The organism is Bradyrhizobium sp. KB893862 SZCCT0404 (assembly GCF_018130885.1).
Lineage (GTDB): Bacteria > Pseudomonadota > Alphaproteobacteria > Rhizobiales > Xanthobacteraceae > Bradyrhizobium > Bradyrhizobium stylosanthis.
On sequence record NZ_JAFCLT010000011.1, the window covers coordinates 108,020 to 130,290 of the forward strand.

The 22,271-nt window shown below is 65.3% G+C and carries 23 protein-coding genes; 9 read left to right on the plus strand and 14 right to left on the minus strand.

Going from position 1 to position 22,271, the window contains the following annotated elements:
* Positions 1–36: 36 nt before the first annotated feature.
* Positions 37–381 (minus strand): hypothetical protein, encoded by a 345-nt coding sequence (locus tag JQ617_RS33565; protein WP_063687519.1) that lies wholly within the window; start codon positions 379–381, stop codon positions 37–39.
* Between JQ617_RS33565 and JQ617_RS33570 the strand changes: the two genes are divergently transcribed.
* Positions 380–1,387, plus strand: a complete 1,008-nt coding sequence (locus JQ617_RS33570; protein ID WP_212030114.1) for an RluA family pseudouridine synthase — start codon at positions 380–382, stop codon at positions 1,385–1,387. The genes JQ617_RS33565 and JQ617_RS33570 overlap by 2 nt on opposite strands.
* 216 nt (positions 1,388–1,603) lie before the next feature.
* Positions 1,604–2,503, plus strand: coding sequence for an RNA polymerase sigma factor RpoH (gene rpoH, locus JQ617_RS33575; protein ID WP_063687515.1), 900 nt, complete (start codon positions 1,604–1,606; stop codon positions 2,501–2,503).
* A gap of 281 nt (positions 2,504–2,784) precedes the next feature.
* Here the strand turns inward: rpoH and JQ617_RS33580 are convergent, their stop codons facing one another.
* Positions 2,785–3,408, minus strand: a complete 624-nt coding sequence (locus JQ617_RS33580; RefSeq protein WP_249157750.1) for a hypothetical protein — start codon at positions 3,406–3,408, stop codon at positions 2,785–2,787.
* Here JQ617_RS33580 and JQ617_RS33585 point away from each other — a divergent pair.
* Positions 3,398–3,739: a hypothetical protein gene (locus tag JQ617_RS33585; protein WP_212030115.1), complete on the plus strand. Its 342-nt coding sequence runs from the start codon at positions 3,398–3,400 to the stop codon at positions 3,737–3,739. The genes JQ617_RS33580 and JQ617_RS33585 overlap by 11 nt on opposite strands.
* Before the next feature lie 240 nt (positions 3,740–3,979).
* On the opposite strand, the gene JQ617_RS33590 is transcribed toward JQ617_RS33585, so the two are convergent.
* The 4 genes from JQ617_RS33590 to JQ617_RS33605 form a co-directional block, all read right to left on the minus strand.
* Positions 3,980–4,606, minus strand: a complete 627-nt coding sequence (locus JQ617_RS33590) for a peptidoglycan recognition protein family protein (RefSeq protein ID WP_212030116.1) — start codon at positions 4,604–4,606, stop codon at positions 3,980–3,982.
* A gap of 35 nt (positions 4,607–4,641) precedes the next feature.
* Positions 4,642–5,853: a GGDEF domain-containing protein gene (locus JQ617_RS33595; protein WP_212030117.1), complete on the minus strand. Its 1,212-nt coding sequence runs from the start codon at positions 5,851–5,853 to the stop codon at positions 4,642–4,644.
* Positions 5,854–6,666: 813 nt separating this feature from the next.
* Positions 6,667–7,278, minus strand: a complete 612-nt coding sequence (locus JQ617_RS33600) for a LysE family translocator (RefSeq protein ID WP_212030118.1) — start codon at positions 7,276–7,278, stop codon at positions 6,667–6,669.
* 182 nt (positions 7,279–7,460) lie between these two features.
* On the minus strand, positions 7,461–7,835 hold the full coding sequence (locus JQ617_RS33605) for a response regulator (RefSeq protein ID WP_212030119.1): 375 nt from the start codon (positions 7,833–7,835) through the stop codon (positions 7,461–7,463).
* 122 nt (positions 7,836–7,957) lie between these two features.
* Between JQ617_RS33605 and JQ617_RS33610 the strand changes: the two genes are divergently transcribed.
* Positions 7,958–8,788, plus strand: coding sequence for an SDR family NAD(P)-dependent oxidoreductase (locus tag JQ617_RS33610; protein WP_212030120.1), 831 nt, complete (start codon positions 7,958–7,960; stop codon positions 8,786–8,788).
* Between the two features lie 135 nt (positions 8,789–8,923).
* On the opposite strand, the gene JQ617_RS33615 is transcribed toward JQ617_RS33610, so the two are convergent.
* Entirely contained in the window at positions 8,924–9,730 is an 807-nt protein-coding gene (locus tag JQ617_RS33615) for a lytic murein transglycosylase (protein ID WP_212030121.1), read from the minus strand.
* A 168-nt stretch (positions 9,731–9,898) separates the two neighbouring features.
* On the opposite strand from JQ617_RS33615, the gene JQ617_RS33620 reads away from it, so the two are divergent.
* The 3 genes from JQ617_RS33620 to JQ617_RS33630 all read left to right on the plus strand — a co-directional run bounded on the left by JQ617_RS33620 (position 9,899) and on the right by JQ617_RS33630 (position 12,045).
* Positions 9,899–10,822 carry an OmpA family protein gene (locus JQ617_RS33620; protein ID WP_212030184.1) on the plus strand — a complete coding sequence of 308 codons (924 nt, stop codon included), beginning with the start codon at positions 9,899–9,901 and terminating at the stop codon, positions 10,820–10,822.
* 132 nt (positions 10,823–10,954) lie between these two features.
* Positions 10,955–11,302 carry a hypothetical protein gene (locus JQ617_RS33625; protein ID WP_212030185.1) on the plus strand — a complete coding sequence of 116 codons (348 nt, stop codon included), beginning with the start codon at positions 10,955–10,957 and terminating at the stop codon, positions 11,300–11,302.
* A 506-nt stretch (positions 11,303–11,808) separates the two neighbouring features.
* Positions 11,809–12,045 carry a hypothetical protein gene (locus JQ617_RS33630; RefSeq protein ID WP_063687493.1) on the plus strand — a complete coding sequence of 79 codons (237 nt, stop codon included), beginning with the start codon at positions 11,809–11,811 and terminating at the stop codon, positions 12,043–12,045.
* Between the two features lie 18 nt (positions 12,046–12,063).
* Here JQ617_RS33630 and JQ617_RS33635 read toward each other — a convergent pair whose 3' ends face one another.
* The 3 genes from JQ617_RS33635 to dnaG form a co-directional block, all read right to left on the minus strand.
* A complete protein-coding gene (locus JQ617_RS33635) occupies positions 12,064–12,444 on the minus strand; it encodes a thiol-disulfide oxidoreductase DCC family protein (protein ID WP_212030122.1) in 381 nt (126 codons plus the stop codon).
* A 194-nt stretch (positions 12,445–12,638) separates the two neighbouring features.
* The gene (rpoD, locus tag JQ617_RS33640) at positions 12,639–14,789 is read right to left on the minus strand and encodes an RNA polymerase sigma factor RpoD (RefSeq protein ID WP_212030123.1); all 2,151 of its coding nucleotides are present in this window, start codon (positions 14,787–14,789) and stop codon (positions 12,639–12,641) included.
* A 375-nt stretch (positions 14,790–15,164) separates the two neighbouring features.
* Positions 15,165–17,189, minus strand: coding sequence for a DNA primase (gene dnaG / locus JQ617_RS33645; RefSeq protein ID WP_212030124.1), 2,025 nt, complete (start codon positions 17,187–17,189; stop codon positions 15,165–15,167).
* Between the two features lie 390 nt (positions 17,190–17,579).
* Here dnaG and JQ617_RS33650 point away from each other — a divergent pair, with 390 nt between their 5' ends.
* Positions 17,580–18,143: a chlorite dismutase family protein gene (locus JQ617_RS33650; RefSeq protein ID WP_212030125.1), complete on the plus strand. Its 564-nt coding sequence runs from the start codon at positions 17,580–17,582 to the stop codon at positions 18,141–18,143.
* On the opposite strand, the gene JQ617_RS33655 is transcribed toward JQ617_RS33650, so the two are convergent.
* Both JQ617_RS33655 and JQ617_RS33660 read right to left on the minus strand, forming a co-directional pair.
* Positions 18,140–18,538, minus strand: a complete 399-nt coding sequence (locus tag JQ617_RS33655) for a gamma-glutamylcyclotransferase family protein (RefSeq protein ID WP_212030126.1) — start codon at positions 18,536–18,538, stop codon at positions 18,140–18,142. The genes JQ617_RS33650 and JQ617_RS33655 overlap by 4 nt on opposite strands.
* Positions 18,539–18,597: 59 nt before the next feature.
* Positions 18,598–19,506, minus strand: coding sequence for a transglutaminase family protein (locus JQ617_RS33660; protein ID WP_212030127.1), 909 nt, complete (start codon positions 19,504–19,506; stop codon positions 18,598–18,600).
* Positions 19,507–19,598: 92 nt separating this feature from the next.
* On the opposite strand from JQ617_RS33660, the gene JQ617_RS33665 reads away from it, so the two are divergent.
* Positions 19,599–20,402, plus strand: coding sequence for an N-formylglutamate amidohydrolase (locus tag JQ617_RS33665; protein ID WP_212030128.1), 804 nt, complete (start codon positions 19,599–19,601; stop codon positions 20,400–20,402).
* Positions 20,403–20,454: 52 nt separating this feature from the next.
* Here JQ617_RS33665 and JQ617_RS33670 read toward each other — a convergent pair whose 3' ends face one another.
* Both JQ617_RS33670 and JQ617_RS33675 read right to left on the minus strand, forming a co-directional pair.
* Positions 20,455–21,438 (minus strand): DUF3592 domain-containing protein, encoded by a 984-nt coding sequence (locus JQ617_RS33670; protein WP_212030129.1) that lies wholly within the window; start codon positions 21,436–21,438, stop codon positions 20,455–20,457.
* A gap of 84 nt (positions 21,439–21,522) precedes the next feature.
* Positions 21,523–22,140 carry a LysE family translocator gene (locus JQ617_RS33675; RefSeq protein ID WP_145669662.1) on the minus strand — a complete coding sequence of 206 codons (618 nt, stop codon included), beginning with the start codon at positions 22,138–22,140 and terminating at the stop codon, positions 21,523–21,525.
* Positions 22,141–22,271 lie beyond the last annotated feature (131 nt).

Here is a 22,271-nt window from a genome sequence, read left to right on the forward strand (position 1 = left end):
AGGCGGAGCGGGCACGATCCCCAGATCGCGCCGCCCTTAGGGCTCGTTGGCGAATTTCAGCTTTCCGGCGGGCTTCAGGGTGTGGGCATCGAAGGTACGGATCTCGGTGACCCCGCCGACATCCAGCGTGACCACGAGGCGGTCGCCGGCGACCCCGGTCGATACGATCCTGGCGCCCTTCGGCAGGGTGGCGGTGACGTCGCCGGCGGTCTCGACCGCCCTTCCCTCCGACTTGAAAAGGCGGTAGCCCACCGCGATCAGGACGGCGCAGACAGCCAGCGCCGTCGTCAGCCCCGCGATCAGCATCATCCGCCGCACCCGCGCAAATAGCGCGGCCTGCTCGGGGGTCGGTTCGGGAACAGCGGTATCAGACGTCGTCATGGAAAGCTCAGGTTCAGCGCAGAGGTTGGAGGTCGTGGTCGAAGGCGACGAGGGCTCGCCCCGGCTCGACCGCGTGCTGGCGGCGCGCCTGCCGGAGCTGTCGCGATCGAGGCTCAAAGCCCTGATCCTTGCGGGCGCGGTGAGCCTGAAGGCCACCGCAGTCCGCGACCCCGCTTATCATGTCGCCTCCGGCGATACGATCATAATCGACGTGCCGGAGGCCGCGCCCGCCGAGCCGAAGGGGGAGGAGATCGCCCTCGATATCGTGTTCGAGGACGACGACATCATCGTCATCAACAAGCCCAAGGGGCTGGTCGTGCACCCCGCGGCCGGGCACGAGACCGGCACGCTGGTGAACGCGCTGATCGCCCATTGCGGCGCCTCGCTGTCGGGCATCGGCGGGGTGCGCCGGCCCGGCATCGTGCACCGGCTGGACAAGGACACCACCGGACTGATGGTGGTCGCCAAGAACGACATGGCGCATGCCTCGCTGTCGGCGCAGTTCGCCGATCACGGCCGCACCGGCGAGATGCGGCGCGGCTACATGGCCTTTGCCTGGGGTGTGCCGAACCGTCATCGCGGCACCGTCGATGCGCCGATCGACCGCCATCCGCATGCCCGCGAGAAGATGGCGGTGCGCCAGGGCGGCCGCGAGGCGGTGACCCATTGGGAGATCCTGGAAAGCTTTTCCGGGCGTGACGGCAAACCGGTCGCCGCCCTGCTCACCTGCGAGCTCGAGACTGGCCGCACCCATCAGATCCGTGTCCACCTCGCCCATATCGGCCACCCCCTGATGGGCGATGCCGTCTATGGCCCGCATTTCAAGACCAAGGCGAACCAGCTCGGGCCGGAGTCGCAAGGCGCCCTGGCCGCCCTTGGACGGCAGGCCCTGCATGCCTATCTCCTGGTATTGGAGCACCCGAGGACTGGAGAATTACTCCACTGGGAGGCGCCTCTGCCGGAGGATTTGCTGCTCCTCCAAGGCGCTCTCAAAGCGGCGCTATGACGCAGGCCGTTTAAGAAAGGCGTTACATTACAAAAAGTTATAGCTGCCACACGGGGACGTGACGTCAGCAATCCTTCCCTTTTCGCCCCCCCATGGGGTATATTGCGCCTGCGTTGGAAATGACCAACGGAACATCGCAGCCCGGCCGGCTTTGACACAGCGGTCGTCTGCCTGGCCCGCCGCTATCGGGGGCCTGAACCTTTTGGAGGGCGCACTATGGCCCGTACCGCTGCTTTGCCGGTCCTCAATGGAGAATCCGGCCTTTCTCGCTACCTCGCCGAGATCCGCAAGTTCCCGATGCTGGAACCCCAGCAGGAATACATGCTCGCCAAGCGTTGGCGTGAGCATGACGATCGCGACGCGGCGCACCAACTCGTCACCAGCCATCTCCGCCTCGTGGCCAAGATCGCCATGGGCTATCGCGGCTACGGCCTGCCGATCTCCGAGGTCGTCTCGGAAGGCAATGTCGGCCTGATGCAGGCGGTGAAGCGTTTCGAACCCGAGAAGGGGTTCCGTCTCGCCACCTACGCGATGTGGTGGATCAAGGCGTCGATTCAAGAGTACATCCTGCGTTCCTGGTCGCTCGTGAAGATGGGCACCACCGCGAACCAGAAGAAGCTGTTCTTCAACCTGCGCAAGGCGAAGAGCAAGATCAACGCGCTGGACGAGGGCGATCTCCGCCCCGACCAGGTGAAGATCATTGCCAAGCGTCTCGGCGTGACCGATCAGGACGTGATCGACATGAACCGCCGCCTCGGTGGCGACGCGTCGCTCAACGCCCCGATCCGCGACGACGGCGAAGCCGGCGAATGGCAGGACTGGCTGGTCGACAATACGCCCAACCAGGAAGCCATGCTGGCCGAGCACGAGGAGTATGATCACCGCCGTGACGCGCTGAACGGCGCCATGGGCGTGCTCAACCCGCGCGAACGCCGCATCTTCGAGGCCCGTCGCCTCGCCGATGAGCCGATGACGCTGGAAGACCTTGCCGCCGAGTTCGGCGTGTCGCGCGAGCGCGTCCGCCAGATCGAGGTCCGCGCCTTCGAGAAGGTGCAGTCCGCGGTCAAGGGCACGATCGCAAGGCAGGAACAGGCCGCGCTGGAAGCCGCGCACTAAGTGCGAGGCTTGCCGCGGTAAGAATTGGCGGATCGACAAAGACGAAAAGCCGGCGGCAACGCCGGCTTTTTTGTTGGCGGCGGTACTGTTCGCCTGACGCAAAGCGCGGCCACACATTTGGTGTCATGCCCCGGCTTGACCGGGGCATCCAGTACTCCGCGGCGGACGTGGCGAGAGCGAACTCTCAAACGCAGGTCTCTGGGATACTGGATCGCCCGGTCGAGCCGGGCGATGACAGTTGTGGGTACGGCGATGAGCGCGAGTCGACTACGAAGCAGCGCTCAATAAAACGCGCGAAAATAATCCGCGAGCGATTCCGGCTCGACCTGATTCTCCAGCTGCGCCGGGGTCTCGTCGAGCAGTGCGCTGGCCTGCGTCTTGTAGTCGGCGGAGACGACGTCGGGCTGGTCAGTGCCGCGGCTGAGCATGCCGCGATAGGCCTCATATGCGGCCTGCGTGCCGATGAAGATGCAAACGCAATGCAGCGGCTCGGCGTAGAGATAGCGGGCGTTTCCGCCGTTCCGGTGCACCACGAAGCGATGCGGCGGCAATGCGCGCAACGCTTTCTGACCCGCCGCGTCATTGGCGACCTGCACGCGGAAGCCGGCGGAGGCGAGATAAAAGCTGTTCTTGTCGAGGAAGGGCTTGCTCGGCGTCTCCAGCGCCACCAGCAGCGACGTACACAGCGACAGCACGATCGCCGGCATCACGCCGAACGCGCGCAAGCCGCGCCACGACGTGCGGGCAAGCCCGACGCATAACGTGCTGCCGGATGAGACCGCCATCACATTCCCCTCCCCTTCGCTGCCGTAAAACGAGCTTGCCTTGAACCCGCGCGTCCGGTCAACCGACCCAGAAAGACCGGACCGACAACATCGAGCGAGTGGACGCGCCGTGTCGATCATCCTGCAATCCACCGTCGGCGGCTTTTCCGGCCAGTTCATGCGCAAGCTGCCGCTGGTCGAGCAGGCGATGCGCGAGCACGGGCTCGAGCCGTCCGAGTTCGTGATCTCCAAGGATTATGCGGGCACCGCGACGATCCCGCTGATGGGGCCGTTCTTCTTCAGTTACAGCGTCTATTTCGGCGAGGAGACATTCACCGTCACCGAGCCGAACGACATGGTGTTCCTGGACTACTTCCTCAAGCGCGTGCTCGCTGCGGACGGCCCGCCGGAAGTGCCGCGTCGGCCGGGCTTGATCCGGCGGCTGTTCAGCTGGATGGCGCAGCCGGTGTAGTGGCTCTTCCCTCTCCCCTTGCGGGAGAGGGTGGCATAGGCGGCCCTCGGCCGCCGTTCTCAAAAACGCCGATGCTTTGCATCGGCTGTGGCGAAGCGGCGAGACGGGTGAGGGGTTGCCTCCGCGAACGAAACCCTCAACGTCGGTGCATTAAGGAGAGATACCCCTCATCCGGCGCTTTGCGCCACCTTCTCCCGCAAGGGGAGAAGGAAGAAGGCACCGCTTCACGGCGACAACCGCCTACTCGCCCCAGACCCTGGCCAGCGTCGCGAGCCAGCAGCCTTCGCAATAGCGGGCGTCCTTGTAGTCGATCCAGTTGTGCGCATAGACGTGGTCGAGCGGGATGTCGTAACGCGCGCGCAGCACCTTCACCAGGATCTTCCAGGCCGCGACCTGCGCCTCGGTCGGTCCGGTCGCGACGTCGGGATAGTTGCCGGCGAACTCGACGCCGATCGAATTGTCGCGCACCACCTGGCGATGGGTCGGCCGATTGTCGATGTACTTGTTGTCGTTGCGGTTGGCGCCGTCGCCATGGGTCGGCACCAGGTTTTCGGCGACCGCCCAATAGACTGTGCCGTCGGTCTCGACCCACACGGTGACGCCGCGGCGCGTCGGGTTCTTGGCCTGCTCGGCGGCGCCGCCGCGCGCCGAGCCCGCCGGCCCCTCGGTCTGGTGCACGATGATGTTGCGCCACGGATGGGCGCTGCGGACATCGCCCCACGGCGCGAGCCAGACGATCTTGAGGCCGGGAATGTCGGGCGTGCCGGAGGCGCGCGCGAGCTTTGCGAACTCGGCGTCGGCTGCAGCGGCTGGGGCGGTCAGGAAGAGTGCGGCGAGAATGGCCGCGAGCAGGCGAGACATCATCATGCGGGTCCAGTCAACGGACCCGATCGTAGCAGGCTTTAGGCGAATGTGCGCTTGCCGACGGCCGGGCCAAACGGCTCCGGCAAGAGCGGCGGGGCCGGATCGTAGACCGCGAAATCGTTCTTGCCGTTCTTCTTGGCGGCATAGAGGGCGTGGTCGGCGTGGGCGATGAGGCGGTCCGGGAATTGGCCGACGCCGCGGTCCCACTCGGCAACGCCGATGGAGATCGCGATCGGGATGTCCTTGCCGCTGCAGGCCGCGGCATCCTGGCGGCAGACGTCGAGCACGCGGCGGGCGATCATGGCCCCCTCCCGCAGCGAGGACGACGGCAGCACGACGCAGAACTCGTCGCCGCCGGTGCGGGCGAGCATGTCGCCGGGCCGCAGGCGCGTCTGCGCCATCAGGGTGAAGTGCCTGAGGCATTCGTCGCCCGCGGCATGGCCGTGGGTGTCGTTGATGGTCTTGAAGCCGTCGAGGTCGATCACCAGCAGCGAGAACGGCTCGCCGCTGCGCTCCGAACGGGCGCATTCCTCGGACAGGCGCTGCAGCAGATGGCGGCGGTTGGCGACGCCGGTGAGATCGTCGAGCAGCGCGAGGTCGGCGACCTCGCCCCGCAGCCGGTCCATCGCCATCAGCAGGAAGCCGAAATTGAGCGTCATCGACAGGAACAGCAGCCCCAGCACCATGACGGCGTGGGTCTGACCGGCTGCGACGGCCGAGAAATCATAGCCGAGCAGGTTGCCCGCCGTGCGCACCAGCAGGATCCCGATGATGCAGAGAATGACGATGCCCGACAGCCGCGCACCGGGGCTGACGCGGCCCTCCTGCGGCGACAGCAGCAGATGCAGCGCCAGCATCAGCGGCAGTCCCTGACCGATCGTGTAGCTGAGCATACGCAGTTGCATGTGCTCGAAGCCGACCATGAAGAACACGACGCCGGCGAGGCTCAGGCATTGCGTTGCGGTCATGAGGCGCCACGAGACCGGCCGGTCGTAGAAGCGCTGAATGCCCATGGCGGCAAAGCCGCTCGCCGCCATGACGCCGGCGGCGCCCAGCAGAAGCGGCAGGGGCGAGGCGAAGAACACGCGGACCAGGGCCGTCATGGCGCCGGCTGCGCCGACGAACGCCGATGCCATCCAGAACCGTGCGGCGGCGAATTTCGGATAGGAGCGCGTCACATAGGCCCAGATCAGGCCAAGCGCGAGGAAGTTGACGATGAAGACCGTCCAGAGTGTCGGTACGTTCAGCATGGCGCGTGCGGCGCGCGCAGCGCCCCGCCCCCCGTCCCTGGCAGCCGTCCGTCCATGACCCATCCCCGTTTTCTTGCGGAGAATGATGCGCACCTGCGCTTAATGGAATCTCACTGCGATCCTTCAAAGCGCGCCTTTGGTTTTGGATTCATGAACGGCGCGGCCGCGTTGTCGGATCGTTAGGCATGCCGCCGACCCCCGCACGACCTCGTCGCGACCTCGTCGCGACCTCGTCGCGACCTCGTCGCGACCCGCGCGAAGCGGATTCGCGCGCCAAAATCACCCAAAAACGCATCTGAGCTGTGGATAACGCGATGACACCGATGTGACAGCACAGGGCAGAGACCTGCGAATCTGCTGAGTTTGTCATCGAGGATGTTGCGAGGCTGGCCCTCCGCCGAGCATCCCTCGTGTCGCGTTTAACCATGAACCCTTGAGAGGATACTATGGCTAAGAAAGCGAAGAAGGCGGCGAAGAAGAAGGCGAAGAAGGCCAAGAAGGCGAAGAAGAAGTAACGAGGCTTCTTTTTCTTTGCCCGGGTGGAGCTCGCTCCGCCCGGGCGTCGGGAAGCGATCGGACAGGTTTGAAGGTGGCGGGCGCAAGGCCCGCTTTTTTATTGGGTGGAGCTCGCTCCGCTCTATCGCTCCCTCGCCCCGCTCTTGCGGGGCCGCGACGAGCTACGCTCGCGCTGGGAGGGCGGGGTGAGGGGCCTCTCTCCACACATGAGATCTCCGTGAGACCTGTACCCCCTCACCCGCATCCCATCTCCGATGGGATGCGACCTCTCCCCGCAAGCGGGGAGAGGTTAAGAACTTACCTCTCCGCGAACGCCAGCTTGGCGCCAAGGGCGGCGAAGCCGGCGGCAAAGCTGCGGCGCAGCCAGGCCATGACGCGGGGGCGGGAGATGACGCGCTCGCGCACCGAGGCGGCGCAGAGGCCGTAGACGACGAACACGGCAAAGGTCATCGCCATGAAGGCGCCGCTCAATTCCAGCATTCGCGCCAGCACATAGGCCTCGTCCGCCGCGATGAACTGCGGCAGGAAGGCGAGGAAGAAGATCGACAGTTTGGGATTGAGGATGTTGATCAGGAAGCCGGTGACGACGACGCGGCCGCTGGAGCGCTCCTTGATCTCGCCGTCCACCGCCAGCGCCCCGGTTTCGCGCAGCGCCTGCCAGGACATGTAGAGCAGATAGAGCACGCCGCCCCATTTCAGCGCGGCGAAGGCGAGCGCACTGGTGTGGAGCACGGCGGCAAGCCCGAGCATCGCCGCGACCATGTGCGGCACGATCCCGAGCGTGCAGCCGAAGGCGGCGGCGACACTGGCGCGCGAGCCGCGTGTGAGTGCTGCCGCCAGCGTATAGAGCACGCCTGTGCCGGGCGAGGCGACGACGATCAGCGAGGTGAGCAGGAAGGACCAGGACATGGGCCGACCTTATCAGTCCGCCGCGCAGCGAGAAAGCCGGACCGCGGCCCTCGGCATAACGTCGAGAATAAGCCCTGCGCACAAACTCTGTCATCCGTCACCCTGACGTGCTCGCCTTGCAAAGCAAGGCGAGCCTCGAAGGGCGACGGCCCCGCCGCATCTCGGCCGTTCATCCATCACCGTCAATTCATCTGCGCGAGCTCGGCCTCGCGCAGCACGTCGAGCGGCGCCCAGGGCTTGGCCCAGAATTTGGCTCCGTCGGGCAAGGGCTGCTTCAAGGGGCGGCCGGAGGTGACGACGACATCGAGCCGGGGATTGCGGTCCTTGGCGACATGCGCCAGCTCGACCCCGTTCATGCGCCCCGCAAGCTGGACGTCCGTCAGCATCAGGCACAGCGCGCCGGCGTTCTTGTCCAGCACGCGCTCGGCCGCTTCGGCACTCTCGCACTGGATGACGTCGTACCCGCTCTCTTCCAGCAGGACACACAACATTTCCCGCTGCATGATGTCGTCTTCAACGATGAGTGCTGTGGCGCGAAATGGCTTTGATTGTCCCATCGACGGCTCCAATGCTTGCCTCGATAACGGTATGTTAAAAACGGAGAGCGGCTACGGTTCGGTTTCATTTCAAAAAAATGTAAATCGTGGTTCCATCATCGGGGACTTGACGGGGGGATTTCATGACTGCGATTCGCGGCGCTGCCGCCATTACAGGAGCCGCAAGCGGCATCGGCCGCGCGCTGGCCGTCGAGCTTGCCCAGCGCGGCTGCGACCTTGCGCTCGCCGATCGCGACGAGGCCGGGCTGAAGTCGCTCGCCGCCGAGATCGGCGCGGGCCGGAAGGTCAGCGTGCATCGCGTCGACGTCAGCGAGCCCGATGACATCGCGCGTTTCGCCGGCGAGGCGATCGCGGCCCATCCCGCGCTCGGCATCGTCGTCAACAATGCCGGCGTGGCGCTGCTCGGCACATTCGAGGAGATCGACCAGGCGCAGATGGACTGGCTGTTCGACATCAATTTCTGGGGCGTGGTGCACGGCACGCGCGCCTTCCTGCCCCACCTGAAGACGCTGGGCGAGGCGCACATCGTCAACATCTCCTCGATCTTCGGCATCATCGCGCCTCCAGGGCAATCGGCCTATGCCGCGGCCAAGTTCGCGGTGCGCGGCTTCTCCGAGAGCGTGCGCCACGAGCTTGCGGTGGCAGGCAGCCCGGTCAAGCTCTCGGTGGTGCATCCCGGCGGCATCGCCACCGCGATCGCACGCAATTCCCGCACCGGCGCCGGCGTCACCGACAATGCGCGCCGCTCGCAGATGATCGAGCGGTTCGAGACCGCGGCGAAGACCACGCCGAAGGACGCGGCGCTGCGCATCATCAGGGGCATCGAGAAGAACGAGCCGCGCATCCTGATCGGCAACGACGCCCGCTTCATGGACCTCCTGCAGCGCTTCCGCCCGGGGACGTACTGGGCACCGCTGCAGCGCAAGCTGGAGAAGATGGCGAAGGGGAAGTGAATTCGTAGGATGGGTAGAGCGTAGCGAAACCCATCATGCTTCCGCGAGGAGGGGGCGCGATGGGTTTCGCTGCGCTCTACCCATCCTACAAGCTGGATCGCCCGATCAAGTCAGGCGATGACGCCGAGTATGTAGTCACTGCCCCGCCAGCCGATCGGCGAAATAGCCGATGGTCTTGCGATAGACCACCGCCCTGTTCCACTCGCGCATCGCCTCGAAATTGGCGGTGCCTTCGCCGTAGGGCTGGCCCATCTTGAAGCCGTTGGTGTGGAGCAGATTCGCGGTCGAGGCGAGCACGTCGGGAACGCTGTGGCGGAGGTCGACATGGCCGTCGCCGTCGAAATCGACGCCGTACTTGATGTAGGACGACGGCAGGAACTGGGTCTGGCCGATCTCGCCGGCATAGGCGCCGATGAGGTCGCGCAGCGGCAGGTCGCCGCGCTGCACGATCTTGAGGGCGGCGAGCAGCTCGCCCTGGAACAAGTCGGTGCGGCGGCAGTCATGCGCCAGCGTCGCCAGGGTGCGGATCACCGGCAGCTTGCCGATGTCGCCCTTGCCGAAATCGCTCTCCAACCCCCAGATCGCGACCAGGATGTAGCGCGGCACGCCGAACTGCTGCTCGATGCGCGAGAGCAGCGCGGCGTGGCGCTGCAGCAGCGCCTTGCCGCCGTTGATGCGGCCCGGGCCGACGCGGGTCGAGACATACTGCTCGAAGCTCTTGTTGAAGGTGTAGCGCTGGCGCCGGTCGAAGGCGAGCACGGCGCCGTCCTGGGTGATGCCGCTGAACGCCGCGCTGGTCACGCTCCCAGAGACGCCTGCGGCCTGCGCTTCCGCGGTCATGCTGGCGACGAAACTGTTGAAGTCGCCGCCGCAACGCGCGGCCTCAGCCGTACCACCAGCCAGCGACAGGACGACGGTGGTGGCGAGAAGCGATCTCAACATGCGGGAAATTCCTCTGAAAATATGCGCGACGGGGACGCGGATCATGCCCGGGAACCGGATTCGCGTCAAAGCGGCAAAACCTCGCCAGAACCGATCATGCGCGGAATGCGACTAAGGAGCAGCGCTCCCTTGAACCCCAACGCCGAGATCACGCCCATGCCGCACCGGATGCCCGGATTGCCTGTCCTCGTCGCCCTGTTCGTTCTGCCCGCAGCCACAGCCTTCGCGCAGACGCGCGATGTCGCGGGCGCCCGCGACTATCCCGGCATCGGCCGGTTCGCCGGCAGCGTCGTCACCGGCTATGCGGTGAAGGATTTTGACGCGGCGCGGATGCAGGCAGCCAGTTTCAAGGACGGCCAGCCGACCGACGCGCGGCGGCTCGAGGGTCGCATCGTCCGCATCGCCTATCGCACCAATCCGGGCCCCTCGATCCTGGAAGTGTCGCGCAATTTCGAGACGCAGCTCGCCAAGGCCGGCTTCGAGACCGTGCTGGCCTGCGACACCGACGCCTGCGGCGCCATCCCCTTCACCGAAAGCGTCGACACGCTGCCGGTGCCGCAGATGTGGGTCGACGGTTTCAACTATCGCTATTTCGCCGGCCGCAAGAGCGAAGGCGGGCGCGAGACCTGGGCCAGCGTCCTCGTCAGCCAGAACAACCAGGACATCTATGCGCAGGTCACCATCGCCGAGCTTGGCGCGATCGCGAACAAGATGGTGGACGCCGCCGCGATGGCGAAGGGTCTGGGCGAGGCCGGCCACATCGCGCTCTACGGCATCTATTTCGACACCGACAAGGCGGTGCTGAAGCCGGAGAGCCGGCCGACACTGGAGCAGATCGCAAAGCTGCTGACGAGCCAGCCGCAGCTCAGCGTCTTCATCGTCGGCCACACCGACAGCCAGGGCGCGTATGAATACAATGTCGATCTCTCCAAGCGCCGCGCCGAGGCCGTCGCCGCCGAGCTCGTGAAGAGCTTCCGCATCGTGCCGACGCGCTTGCGCACCGCCGGCGTCGGATTGCTGGCGCCGGTCGGCTCGAACGCAACGGATGGCGGCCGCGCGCTGAACCGACGGGTGGAGCTGGTGGCGCCGTAACGTTGCGCGTGAACTTGACGTGCATCAATATCGCGGCCCGGGCGACATGAGATGAATGGACGCGTTCTCCCTCACCACGCGCGGCGCGGTCGTGAGTAGGAGATGGCGACTGAGAGCGTGTTGCGAACCGCGATGCCGAACAACCAACCTCGACCAGGCCGTCTCGCCCTCCTCCGCATCCCGCTGTTCCGCCTGCTCGCGATCAACCTTGCGATCGGCGCCTGCGCCGCGGCACTGCTCGTCGGCGGGCTGCTCTGGCTCAATCCCGGGCATCTGCGCGATCTGATCTTCGCCGACCATTCGGGCGGCGTCGCGCTTGGCCTCTTGCTTGCGTCCTTCCTCATCACCTTCGGTTCCGCGGCGATGGGCAGCGCGATCATGGCGCAGGGGCGCAAGGAGGATCAGGACAGGCGCGACAGCGGCGGGCACGGATCGCGGCTCGCCGTGCGGGAACTCGCGCAGCGTGCGCGGACGAGGTGACGTGCACATCGCGCGGCGCAGCTGCCATTAACATAGGTTACAACCTGATCTGCACGCAGCCGGGAAAACGCGCAGCCGAACGTTTGCCTACAAGGCGCGCCGCGCTCGCTGCATTGCAAGGACGGTCAAGATGAACAAAGTGATTTGACGATCCAAACAATTGTTTCGATGCACGCGGGAACTCGACGTCGGGATCAACCGCATATCTGATGCGCTTGCTGCGACACCAGCGTCGCCACGATTTATCTTGCCACCGCATGACGCAATCTATAGTCTTCTATTTTAGGTTGTCGCCCCGCCAGCCCCGGGCGACGCTGAAGACCAAAAATAGACGGCGGGCTTTGCGGCCCGCCGTTTATTGAGGGTCCGCACCGGACCTGAAGCGCCGGCCGCTTCCATCCCCAAAGCAGGCTTTTCGATCGGTTGCGCGGTGAATTCCGCGGCCATCGGCGTTGCGCACCCGCAAAGTCATTTGACTGCCGCGCCCTGATCGACGACAAGCCGCCATGGCTAAGAAACCCGGAACCAACCCCAAAGGCGAATTCGCCTTCTTCAACGTCGTCTACGAGGACGACTCCCAGCGCTCCAACCGCCGCGTGCCCTCCGAGCTCCTCGGCGGCCTCGACGGCGACGAACCCGCCCGCAACTTCATCATGGAGCAGGACCGGGAGATCGCGGAGAAGAGCGGACGCCCGCCGCTGGAGATCAAGCGGATCGAGCGGGTCGGGGTGAAGAAGAAGTAGGCGATCGTCGGCAGGCGCTCACCAGCGCCCGCACCATTTATTCCAGGCAAACAGCAGATCGGCAAAACGGTCATACACAAACCGCGTGACCGGCAGCGCCACGCGATTGCCGAACAGCGAAGCAAGCCACCCCTCCCCCGGCGTCAACCTCCACAGCACAATCGCGACATCCGCGCCGACGACAAGACGGCCCGCCTCATCAGTCGCATGCAGACGCCGCCTGATGTCGTCGAGCGAAGCGCCGAAGTGCGCGAGTGCATCAGGCTGCTCGTTGATGTCTTTGAACTCCACCGTGCCCGCACGCACCAGCGCCAGCAGCTTGTTGCGCTGCCAGTCGATGCCGGCGTCGCAGACGGGGCAGCGGGTGTTGTACCAGACGCTGAGGTGGGGTGTCGGCATAGCCTGACGGGTTGGGAAACGAAGCGGAAAGCGTCACGAACGCTGAACGTGCAAACAACGGCAGCCGGTACTGTGTGGCTTACTATCGCCCCGAACATATCCCGGCGCCAGAACAAACAAAAACGGCGGGCTTTTCGGCCCGCCGTTTTCGTTTGGATGGATGCCCGGGTCGAGCCCGAGCATGACAATCCGGATCAGTTATCCAGGAAGCTCCGCAGCTTCCGCGACCGCGACGGATGCTTCAGCTTGCGCAGCGCCTTCGCTTCGATCTGGCGGATACGCTCGCGCGTCACGCTGAACTGCTGGCCGACTTCTTCCAGCGTGTGGTCGGTGTTCATGCCGATGCCGAAGCGCATGCGCAGGACGCGTTCTTCGCGCGGGGTGAGCGAGGCGAGCACGCGCGTGGTGGTCTCGCGCAGGTTCGACTGGATCGCGGCGTCGATCGGGAGGATCGCGTTCTTGTCCTCGATGAAATCGCCGAGGTGTGAATCCTCTTCGTCACCGACGGGCGTTTCGAGCGAGAGCGGCTCCTTGGCGATCTTGAGGACCTTGCGGACCTTCTCGAGCGGCATGCCGAGCTTTTCGGCGAGCTCTTCCGGGGTCGGCTCGCGGCCGATCTCGTTGAGCATCTGGCGGGACGTGCGCACGATCTTGTTGATCGTCTCGATCATGTGCACGGGGATGCGGATGGTGCGGGCTTGGTCCGCAATGCTGCGGGTGATCGCCTGCCGGATCCACCACGTGGCGTAGGTCGAGAACTTGTAGCCGCGGCGGTACTCGAATTTATCGACGGCCTTCATCAGGCCGATATTGCCTTCCTGGATCAGGTCGAGGAACTGCAGGCCGCGGTTGGTGTACTTCTTGGCGATCGAGATCACGAGACGGAGGTTGGCTTCCACCATCTCCTTCTTGGCCTGGCGGGCTTCGCGCTCGCCCTTCTGCACGGAGTGCACGATCTTGCGGAACTCGATGATCTCGAGGCCGGTCAGCGCGGCGAGCTGATGCACCTCGTGACGGAGGTCCTTGATGCGATCCTTCTCGTGGTGGACGAAGTTCTTCCAGCCCTTGGCCGACAGCTTCGAGACACGGTTGAGCCAGCGCGGATCGAGCTCCGAGCCGGTGTAGTTGCGCAGGAAGTCTTCGCGCGCGACGCCATGGCTGTCGGCGAGGCGCATCAGGCGGCCCTCATGCGAGACGAGGCGCTTGTTGATGTCGTAGAGCTGCTCGACGAGCGAGTCGATACGCGCCTGGTTCAAGCGCAGCGACTTCACCTCGACGATGATCTCGTCCTTGAGCTTGCGGTACTTGCGCTCCTGGTGCGGCGACAGCGAGGGCCCGTGCGAGGTGCTCTCGAGCTGGTTCTGGATGTCCTGCTCCTGGAGCTTGCGCAGCTTCTTGTAGCTCTCGGCGATCTTGTCGAAGATCTCGACGACCTTCGGCTTGAGCTCGGCCTCGATGGCCGCGAGCGACATCTGGTTCTCGAACTCGTCGTCCTCGTCCATGTCGGCTTCGGCGGCGGCTTCGCCCGGATCCTTCTCCTCGCCACCCTGACCGCCGGGGGCGGGCTGCGCGGCGCGGAACGGGGTCGGCGACGGAGGCGCTGCCGGCGGCGCGACATGCGCGGGCGCACCGGTCGCTGCGGCCTGGCCCTCGGCCGGCGCTTCGCCGTTCTCGCCGTTGGGGCCTGCGATCATCGCATTGTTCATGCCGCCCTTGGCGTCGGGACCGGCATAGGTCGCTTCGAGATCAATGATGTCGCGGAGGAAGATCTTGCCTTCGTTGAGCTCGTCGCGCCAGATGATGATGGCCTGGAAGGTCAACGGGCTTTCGCACAGCCCTGCGATCATCGCCTCGCGGCCGGCCTCGATGCGCTTGGCGATCGCGATTTCGCCTTCGCGGGAGAGCAGCTCGACCGTGCCCATCTCGCGCAGATACATGCGCACGGGGTCGTCGGTGCGCTCGCCCGGCTCGCTCTTCTTGACCTCGGTGACGGCCTTCTGGGTGACCTCGACGAGCTCGTTATCGGTCTCGTCCTCGCCCTCGTCCTTCTCTTCCTCGCCTTCGCTATCGTCGGCTTCGGTGACGTTGATGCCCATGTCCGAGAGCATCGACATGATGTCCTCGATCTGTTCGGGCGAGGTCTGGTCCGACGGCAAGACTTCATTGAGCTGATCGAAGGTCACGAAGCCGCGCTTCTTGGCCTGCTTGATCATCTTCTTCACTGCCGCGTCGGACAGATCGAGCAAGGGAGACGGCGCGTCCTGGGAGTCCTTCTCCGGCGCGTCCGCTGCCTTGTCGTCTTTTTCCTTGTCCTTCGCCTGCAGCGTCTTTGCCTTGGTGGCCATCCATTGCTCCTAAACGCGCTTCATGCGTGACGATCGCCGCGCCCGCGTGAATTCACTTGAACCTGTTGCTCGACGCTCTCGCTTCGGCAGCTCTCGACACGGAAAGGGCGGCGCACATCTCTCTCGCCACCCCCAACTCTCTCTCGCCGGAATTGCCTAACGCTTCGTGAGCCTCTTTGTCGCAGCGGATGCAGGTGTAGTGCCAACAGCGATTGCGCGGATTCATTCCTGACGCGTCTGTTCTGCCTGCGGCCGCCTGGTGGCCAAAGTGCTACAAGACCGTTAAGCCTCGATTAACCCTGTTTTTGCCGCCAAACCTTGGATTTGGCGAGTCTTTTAGCGGTTCCGGCCCCGGCCGTCCGCATGATTCTTTCATCACACGCTCTTCTGGAACCGGCCCGACAGCTCGCCAAAACCCTCGATCAGGGCCTCGGTACCATCGACCTCGGCTATCCGAGCCTTGACGTCACGCAGCCACGCCAAATTGGCCTCGCTGGGGTCCTCCCCCAAGGCCAGCTCGGCGTCCTTCAACTCCCTAAGTAGTGAATGGTATTGCCGATGCAAGGCAACCAGCTGATGCCAGGTGGCAAGAACGTCGTCCCGCGCCGCGCCCTCGCGGGCGCCCCACACAGCCGCGGTGGTGATTCCTCCCTCAACCCTTTGAAGAACTTGCGAAAATCCGCCCTTCTCGAGGTCGCTGCGCATCTTCTCGGCAAGCTCCCCGGGGTCCGGAGAGTGGTGGTGGTCGTTGGCGAAGGCGGCGATGATCCCGGCGCGGAGCTTGTGGGCCTCGGGATGGGCCAGCTCCAGGGCGGCCACCTCCTCGAGATGGTCGTGCAGCAGCCAGGGGTGGTTGATCAGGCATTGCAGGATCAGGGCTTCCCGGCGGGAGATGGCGCTGCGCTGGCCCTTCATGATCGGGCTTGCCGCGAGCTGGGGGCTCGCCGCCTGGTACGGGCCGGACGGAAGCAGGGTCGGACCGGGCTGGCCACGTCGGCCGCCGCCAAATCCTCCCCCGAATCCCTGGCCACCGAATCGATTCGCGCTTCCCCCTGCCCTCGGCTGGAACGGCCGGCCGCCGCCGCCGGGACGGAAATTGCCGCGCCCGCCAAAGCCGCCGCGCCCGCCGTCGGGGGCGAAGGCGCGCTGCAGCCGCTCGATGAACTCGTCGCGGTAGTAGCGCCGCACCACCTCGTCGCGGATGCCGTTGGTGAGATCTTTGATGCGCGCCTCCAGCGCGGCGCGGCGCTCGGGCGTGGCGAAATTGCCGCCTTCGAGCTCGCGCGACCAGATCATGTCGGCGAGCGGACGGGCCGCCGTAATCACCTCCTCGATCGCACCGCGCCCGCCCGAGCGGACGAGATCGTCGGGGTCCTGCCCTTCCGGCAGCAGCGCAAAGCGAAGACTCTTTCCGGGCGCGAGGAAGGGCAGCGCGAGATCGGCGGCACGAAACGCCGCCTTCTGTCCGGCGCGGTCGCCGTCGAAACAGAGGATCGGCTCGTCCGCCATCTTCCAGAGCAGCGCGAGCTGGCTTTCGGTGAGCGCGGTGCCGAGCGGCGCGACGGCGCCCGAAAAGCCCGCGGTGACCATGGCGATGACGTCGACATAGCCTTCGACCACGATCAGCGCGCCGCCGTCATGGGTGGCTTTGCGCGCGGTCTGGTGGTTGTAGAGATTGTCGCCCTTGTGGAAGAGCGGCGTCTCCGGCGAATTCAGGTATTTTGCGGGAACATCCTTCTCCAGCGCGCGCCCGCCGAAGGCGATGACGCGGCCGCGCAGATCGGTGATCGGAAACATCACGCGATCGCGGAAGCGGTCGTAGGGAACGGGAATGTCGTTGCCCGCGACCAGCAGGCCGGTCTCGATCATGTCGTCGACAGAGATGCCGAGCTTGCCGAGATGCTCCTTCAGCGCGAAGCGATCGGGCGAGGCATAGCCGAGGCGGAACTGCAGCTGCGTCGCCGGCGAGATGGCGCGGTCGGCAAGATAGCCGCGCGCCTTGGCGCCGACGCGCGAGGCCAGCGTTTCGGCGAAGAATTTTGCCGCGAGATCCATGACGTCGTGCAGCGAGCGCCGCCGCTGCTCCTGCCGCGCCGCATCGGGCGTCACCGCCGGCAGCGGCAGGCCCGCCATGCCCGCCAGCCGCTCGACGGCCTCGGCGAACGGCAGGCCGTCGGTCTCCATCACGAAGGTGATGATGTCGCCGTGCTTGCCGGAGGAGAAGTCGTGGTAAAAGCCCTTCTGGTCGTTGACGTAGAAGGACGGCGTCTTCTCCTGCTGGAACGGCGACAGCCCCTTCCACTCCCGCCCCGCCTTCTTCAGCTTGACGCGCTTGCCCACGACCTCGGAAACCGAAAGCCGGGCACGAAGCTCGTCGAGGAACTGGGGCGTGAAGCGCATGGGCTGTGTCTAGCGCGAAACCGGGTGAGTCGGGCGAAGGATCAGGGATATAGGTGCGGACTGGCCAAAGGCCAGGTTTGAGCGGGTTATCCGGGTTATTCGACCTATGCACAGGGCCTCTTCTGCCGCCCTGGGTCATCATTTTTCACCGTTACCCTCCGCGCAACGGCAAAGCCGTTGTCGCTCGGGGTGCTCGCCTCTTTGGCGAGCCTGGAAGGGCGACGGCCCGGCTGCATCTCGGCCGTCCATCCTTCGAGGCTCACACTGCCTTGCAGTGTGAGTACCTCCAGCGACAAAGGCTACGCCTTTGCGCGGGGATGACGGGACGAGCAGTCCCCGGAATGACGGGAAAAGCTTGAACCCCGCCCGGTTCCGAGCTTCCATAGGCCCATGTTCAGGACCTTTCGAGGCGGCCATAGCGGGGGCTGGCGCGTCACCTCGATTTCAGCGGTGACGGGCGAGTCCCTGCCCTTCATGCCGGCGCTGTCGGTCACCGACAGTGAGGCCATCTCGCTGCCGCTGGTGCCCTCGCGCAATGCCTGGCGGCTGGTCGGCGTCGCCAGCAGCCTGCGCTACACCGAACGGCCCGAGAAGGAGCAACTCGTCGCCGTGCAGGCCGGGCTCGGCCGGATGGAGGCCACCAGCGCGGCGCTGATCCCGATCCGCAAATCGCAGGCCTGGTGGGACCTGACGCAGGAAGAGCGGCGCAAGATCTTCGAGGACAAGTCGCACCACATCGCGGGCAGCCTGCGCTTCCTGCCCGCCATCGCGCGGCAGCTCTATCACTGCCGCGACCTCGGCGAGCCCTTCGACTTCCTGACCTGGTTCGAATTCGCCCCCGAGCACGCCTCGCTGTTCGAGGAGCTGGTGGGGATGCTCAGGCAGACCGAGGAATGGAGCTATGTCGAGCACGAGGTCGACGTGCGCGTGGTGAAGGAAGTGCTGTCGGCCTAGTGGTCGAGAAAACGCCCGGACTCGATGCTCGGCAGATCCGTCACCGGCCAGTTGTAGACGTAGGTCCACGCCTTCTGCGTGGTGCCGTCAGGCAACGTCACGTCGATCAGCTGGCGCAGATATTCCGTCGGCTCCGGAAAGCCTTCGCCGCAGGCCTCGTACATATCGAGCTCGGCCAGCAGCTCGTCGGGCACGCGCAGATGAAACAGCTCGCCATGGACGAGGTCGGTCGGCGCATCCGACAGCAGCAATCCCGGATAGTGCTTCACCAGCACGAGCCGGCCGCGGCAGGTCGCCTCGCCCAGGAAATCCGCATGGCCTGCAAGCAGCCGCGCCATCGGATGGTCGAAGCCGCGCATCAGGGTGCCGTAGACGAAGAGACGATCGGGGGTCATGGGGGGTCTATAGCTGGCAATCGTTCGGAGCAACAGAGCCGCATACTCGCTGTCGTCCCCTACAAAGCCGCTTCCAGCTCCGCGCCGCTGCGCTCTTCGTCCGAGACCACCTTGATGCTCACTTCCATCACATCGAACGCATCCTGGGTGCCGATATAGACGCCGTGCAGCGGGATCGCCTGGCGCGGGTCGCGGGCGACGGCGACGCGGATGAGGTCGCGGGTGCCGACGATGCCGTTGGTCGGATCGAACTCGATCCAGCCGGCGCTCGGCAAATAGACCTGCACCCAGGCATGGGTCGAGCCGCCGCCGACATGATGTTGAGCGACGTCCTCGGGCACGAAGAGATAGCCCGAGACGAAGCGCGCGGCGATGCCGAGACGGCGCAGCGCCTCGATCATGAACAGCGCATAGTCGCGGCAGGTGCCGGTGCCCAGATGCAACGTGTCGCCAGGGGACTGCGTGCCCGGCGCATGGCGCCTGCGATAGTCGAACTTGTCCCGAATGGCGTGCGTGATCTGGCTGAGGATCTCAAACGTCGGCGACGGCGTGCCCTCGTCGAGAAAGCCGCGCACCCATTCCGCGATCTTGCCGTCGGGATCGGGATATTGCGGCGTGATGTACTGGACGAGATCGGGCAATTCCGCATCGTCATAGACGAAAGGATAGAAGAACGCGGGGTCATCCGGCGTCAGCGCGAAATCCTCGACCGGGTTGTGCGCGACCGTGACGTGCCAGTCGAACACCAGCCTGTCCGCACGCGCGTCGAAATCGGCGATGGCGACCGAATTGCCGAACACGTCGTGGATCCAGCGCAGCGACATCGGCTCCGGCGAGATCCTGAGCCTGGAGTCGAGCACGCGCAAATCATGGCCGTCGCTCGGGCGCAGCATGAATCTGTGCTCGCCGAACGCCACAGGCCGATTGTATCGATATTCGGTCTTGTGGTGAATCGTCAGCAGCGGCATCGTCGGGAGATCATGGTGATTTTGGGCAGGCCCAGTGTTAGCGATTGTTTGCCCAATTTCCGGGGCGACTGCTTTTTCCATAGGCAATCTTGATGGCTTTCAACACAGCCGAGACGGCAGATCAACTGCTCGGCGAGGGTGACATTCCTCCAGTGCATGAGGTGAATGCAGCAGGCACATCGCCTTTCCTGCTCACATCGGACCATTACGGACGCATCCTGCCGCGTGCGCTCGGCGATCTCGGCATCCCCGAGAGCGAGCTTGTCAGGCACATCGGCTGGGACATCGGCATTGCCGGCGTCGCCGAGCGCCTCGCCGGGATGCTCGATGCGCATCTGATCGCACAGCGCTACTCACGGCTCGTGATCGACTGCAACCGTCCACCGGCGGCGGCAAGCTCGATCCCCGTGATCTCAGAGGCAACCGCGATCCCCGGCAATGAGGCGATCTCCGACGCCGAGCGCGCGACGCGCAGGCGCGAGATCTTCGAGCCCTATCATCAGCGCATCGACGCGACCATCGGCCAGCGCCTGCACGACAAGCGGCCGACCGTGCTGGTGTCGCTGCACAGCTTCACGCCCGTCTATGCCGGCGTCGCGCGGCCCTGGCACATCGCGGCGCTCTACAACCGCGACACCGTGCTGCCGCAGCTCTTGCTGAAACATCTGCGCGAGGAAGGCGATCTCGTCGTCGGCGACAACGAGCCTTATGCGGTGAGCGACCTCACCGACTACACCATCCCCGTGCACGGCGAAGCCCGCGGCCTCGTCAACACCGGCATCGAGATCCGCCAGGACCTGATCGTGGACCAGTCCGGCCAGCGGCAATGGGCCGAGCGGCTGGCGCGGATCTTCGCGGAGATCGAGGTGGAGATGAAGGCGGAGCTGTTGGTGTAGCGGCCAGATCGGCGGTGCCCTCCCTCGCCCCGCTTGCGGGGAGAGGCGAAGGTCAGCCGCCGCGCGTTGCCACGAACAGCGCCAGCGCGGCGAAGATCGCGGCGATGCCCCACAGCACATAGGCCATGCGGCCGTCGCCGCGAGCATCCAGCGTCGCTTCCGCGGGATTGTCGGGGTTGACGCGGACGTCGACGGTCGCGCCGTCCTGGTAGCGCGACATCAGCTTCTTCAGCAGCTCCTCGGAAGCCGATGGCGATTGCGTCGCGACGCGCGCGCATTCATTGGTGTAAGCGATGTTCTGATAGCGATAGGTGTAGGTCACGCGCTTGCCGAACATCTCGATGCCGCGCGCCTCACCCGGTTCGCTGGCCTCGTGATATTCCTCGATGCCCGACAGCCTGATGGTGCCGGCAACGACCGGCCAGCGCGTCGCCATCGACGCCTGCCGCTGCACGGCCCAGGCCATCAGGCCGATGACGAGGCCGAACGCGGCGAAGCCGACGACGAGGCCCGCAAGGTCCGGCCGGGCGATGTGGTGCGCGAGATATTGGTAGCTCTGGTTGAGGCCGAAGGCCGAGCCGAAGATGATGGCGAGCACGATCGCCGAGCCGATGCCGAGACAGCCCCACAGCCCCTTGGGCAGGTCACGCTCCAGCACGGCCTGATCGGGATGCCTGGGGTTGTAGTAGACGGTGACGATGCTTCCGGCCGGATATTTCGCGAGCTTCTCGGCCACCTGGAAATTGCCGAGGTCCTCGCCGATCGAGATGCGGTTGCAGCGCAGCTTGCGGCCGGCCACGGTGTATTCATAGGTGACGTTGGCGAAGTTGCGGCTCTCGGTGCGATAGCCGTCCTCGCGCTCGTCGTCGGATACCTTGACCTCGCGTACCTCCGCGACCGAGGTGACCACCTTGCCCGCGGCCTGCGGCCAGCTTCGCGCCTCGCGCGCCTGCCAGGTCTTGACGATGGCGGCAATCAGGATCAGCGCCAGCGGCGCAAGCAGCATCGCGTAAACCAGCGGCGGTAAATTCGGCACGGCAAAAATCCTTCGTCAACGGCAATGCCCGATTGGACGCATTGCCGCCGCGAAAGGTTCAAGCCGAACCGGCTTCGAGGGAGGTTATTTCGCCCGGATCAGCGCCAGCCAGATGCCGCCGCCGATCATGAAGCCGCCGGACACGCGCGATACGATGCGGGTGCGGCGCGCCGAGAAGAAGCCGCGGATCTGACCGGCAAGCAGCGCGTAGATTCCGTCGGTCAGGCCGGCAAGCACCATGAAGGTCAATCCGAGCACCAGGACCTGCGACAGGTGATCCTTGCTCATGTCCATGAATTGCGGAATGAACGCGCCGAAGAACACCAGCAGCTTCGGGTTCGACAACGCCACGACGAAGCCTTGCAGGAGAAAGCCACCGCGCGGCGGTGGCGGCGGCGAGTCGGCATCGACGCCCTCGACCGGAGAGCGGATCAGCTTGATGCCGAGCCAGACCAGATAGGCCGCGCCCGCAAAGCGCACCCAGTTGAACCAATAGCCCATCGTCGCCATCAACGTGGTCAGGCCGACCGCGAGGATGCCGATCACGATCAGAAGCCCCATCTGCACGCCGAGAATGTTGGTCAGCGCCGAGCGCGTGCCGTAGCGCAGGCCGTTGGCGATGACGAGAGTCACGATCGGCCCCGGCAACAGCGCCAGCGCAATGCAGGCGGCAACGAAGGCGAAATAGGCTTGCATGGACATCATGGGCGGGGACTCGGCTGAGGAGGGGTTGGGGTATTAATGCATGGGATGGGCGGGGATGGAAGGCATCTGTGAGTGCATGGCGGCTCCTCAATCACCGGCGTCATCACCCGCGCAGGCGGGGTATGACA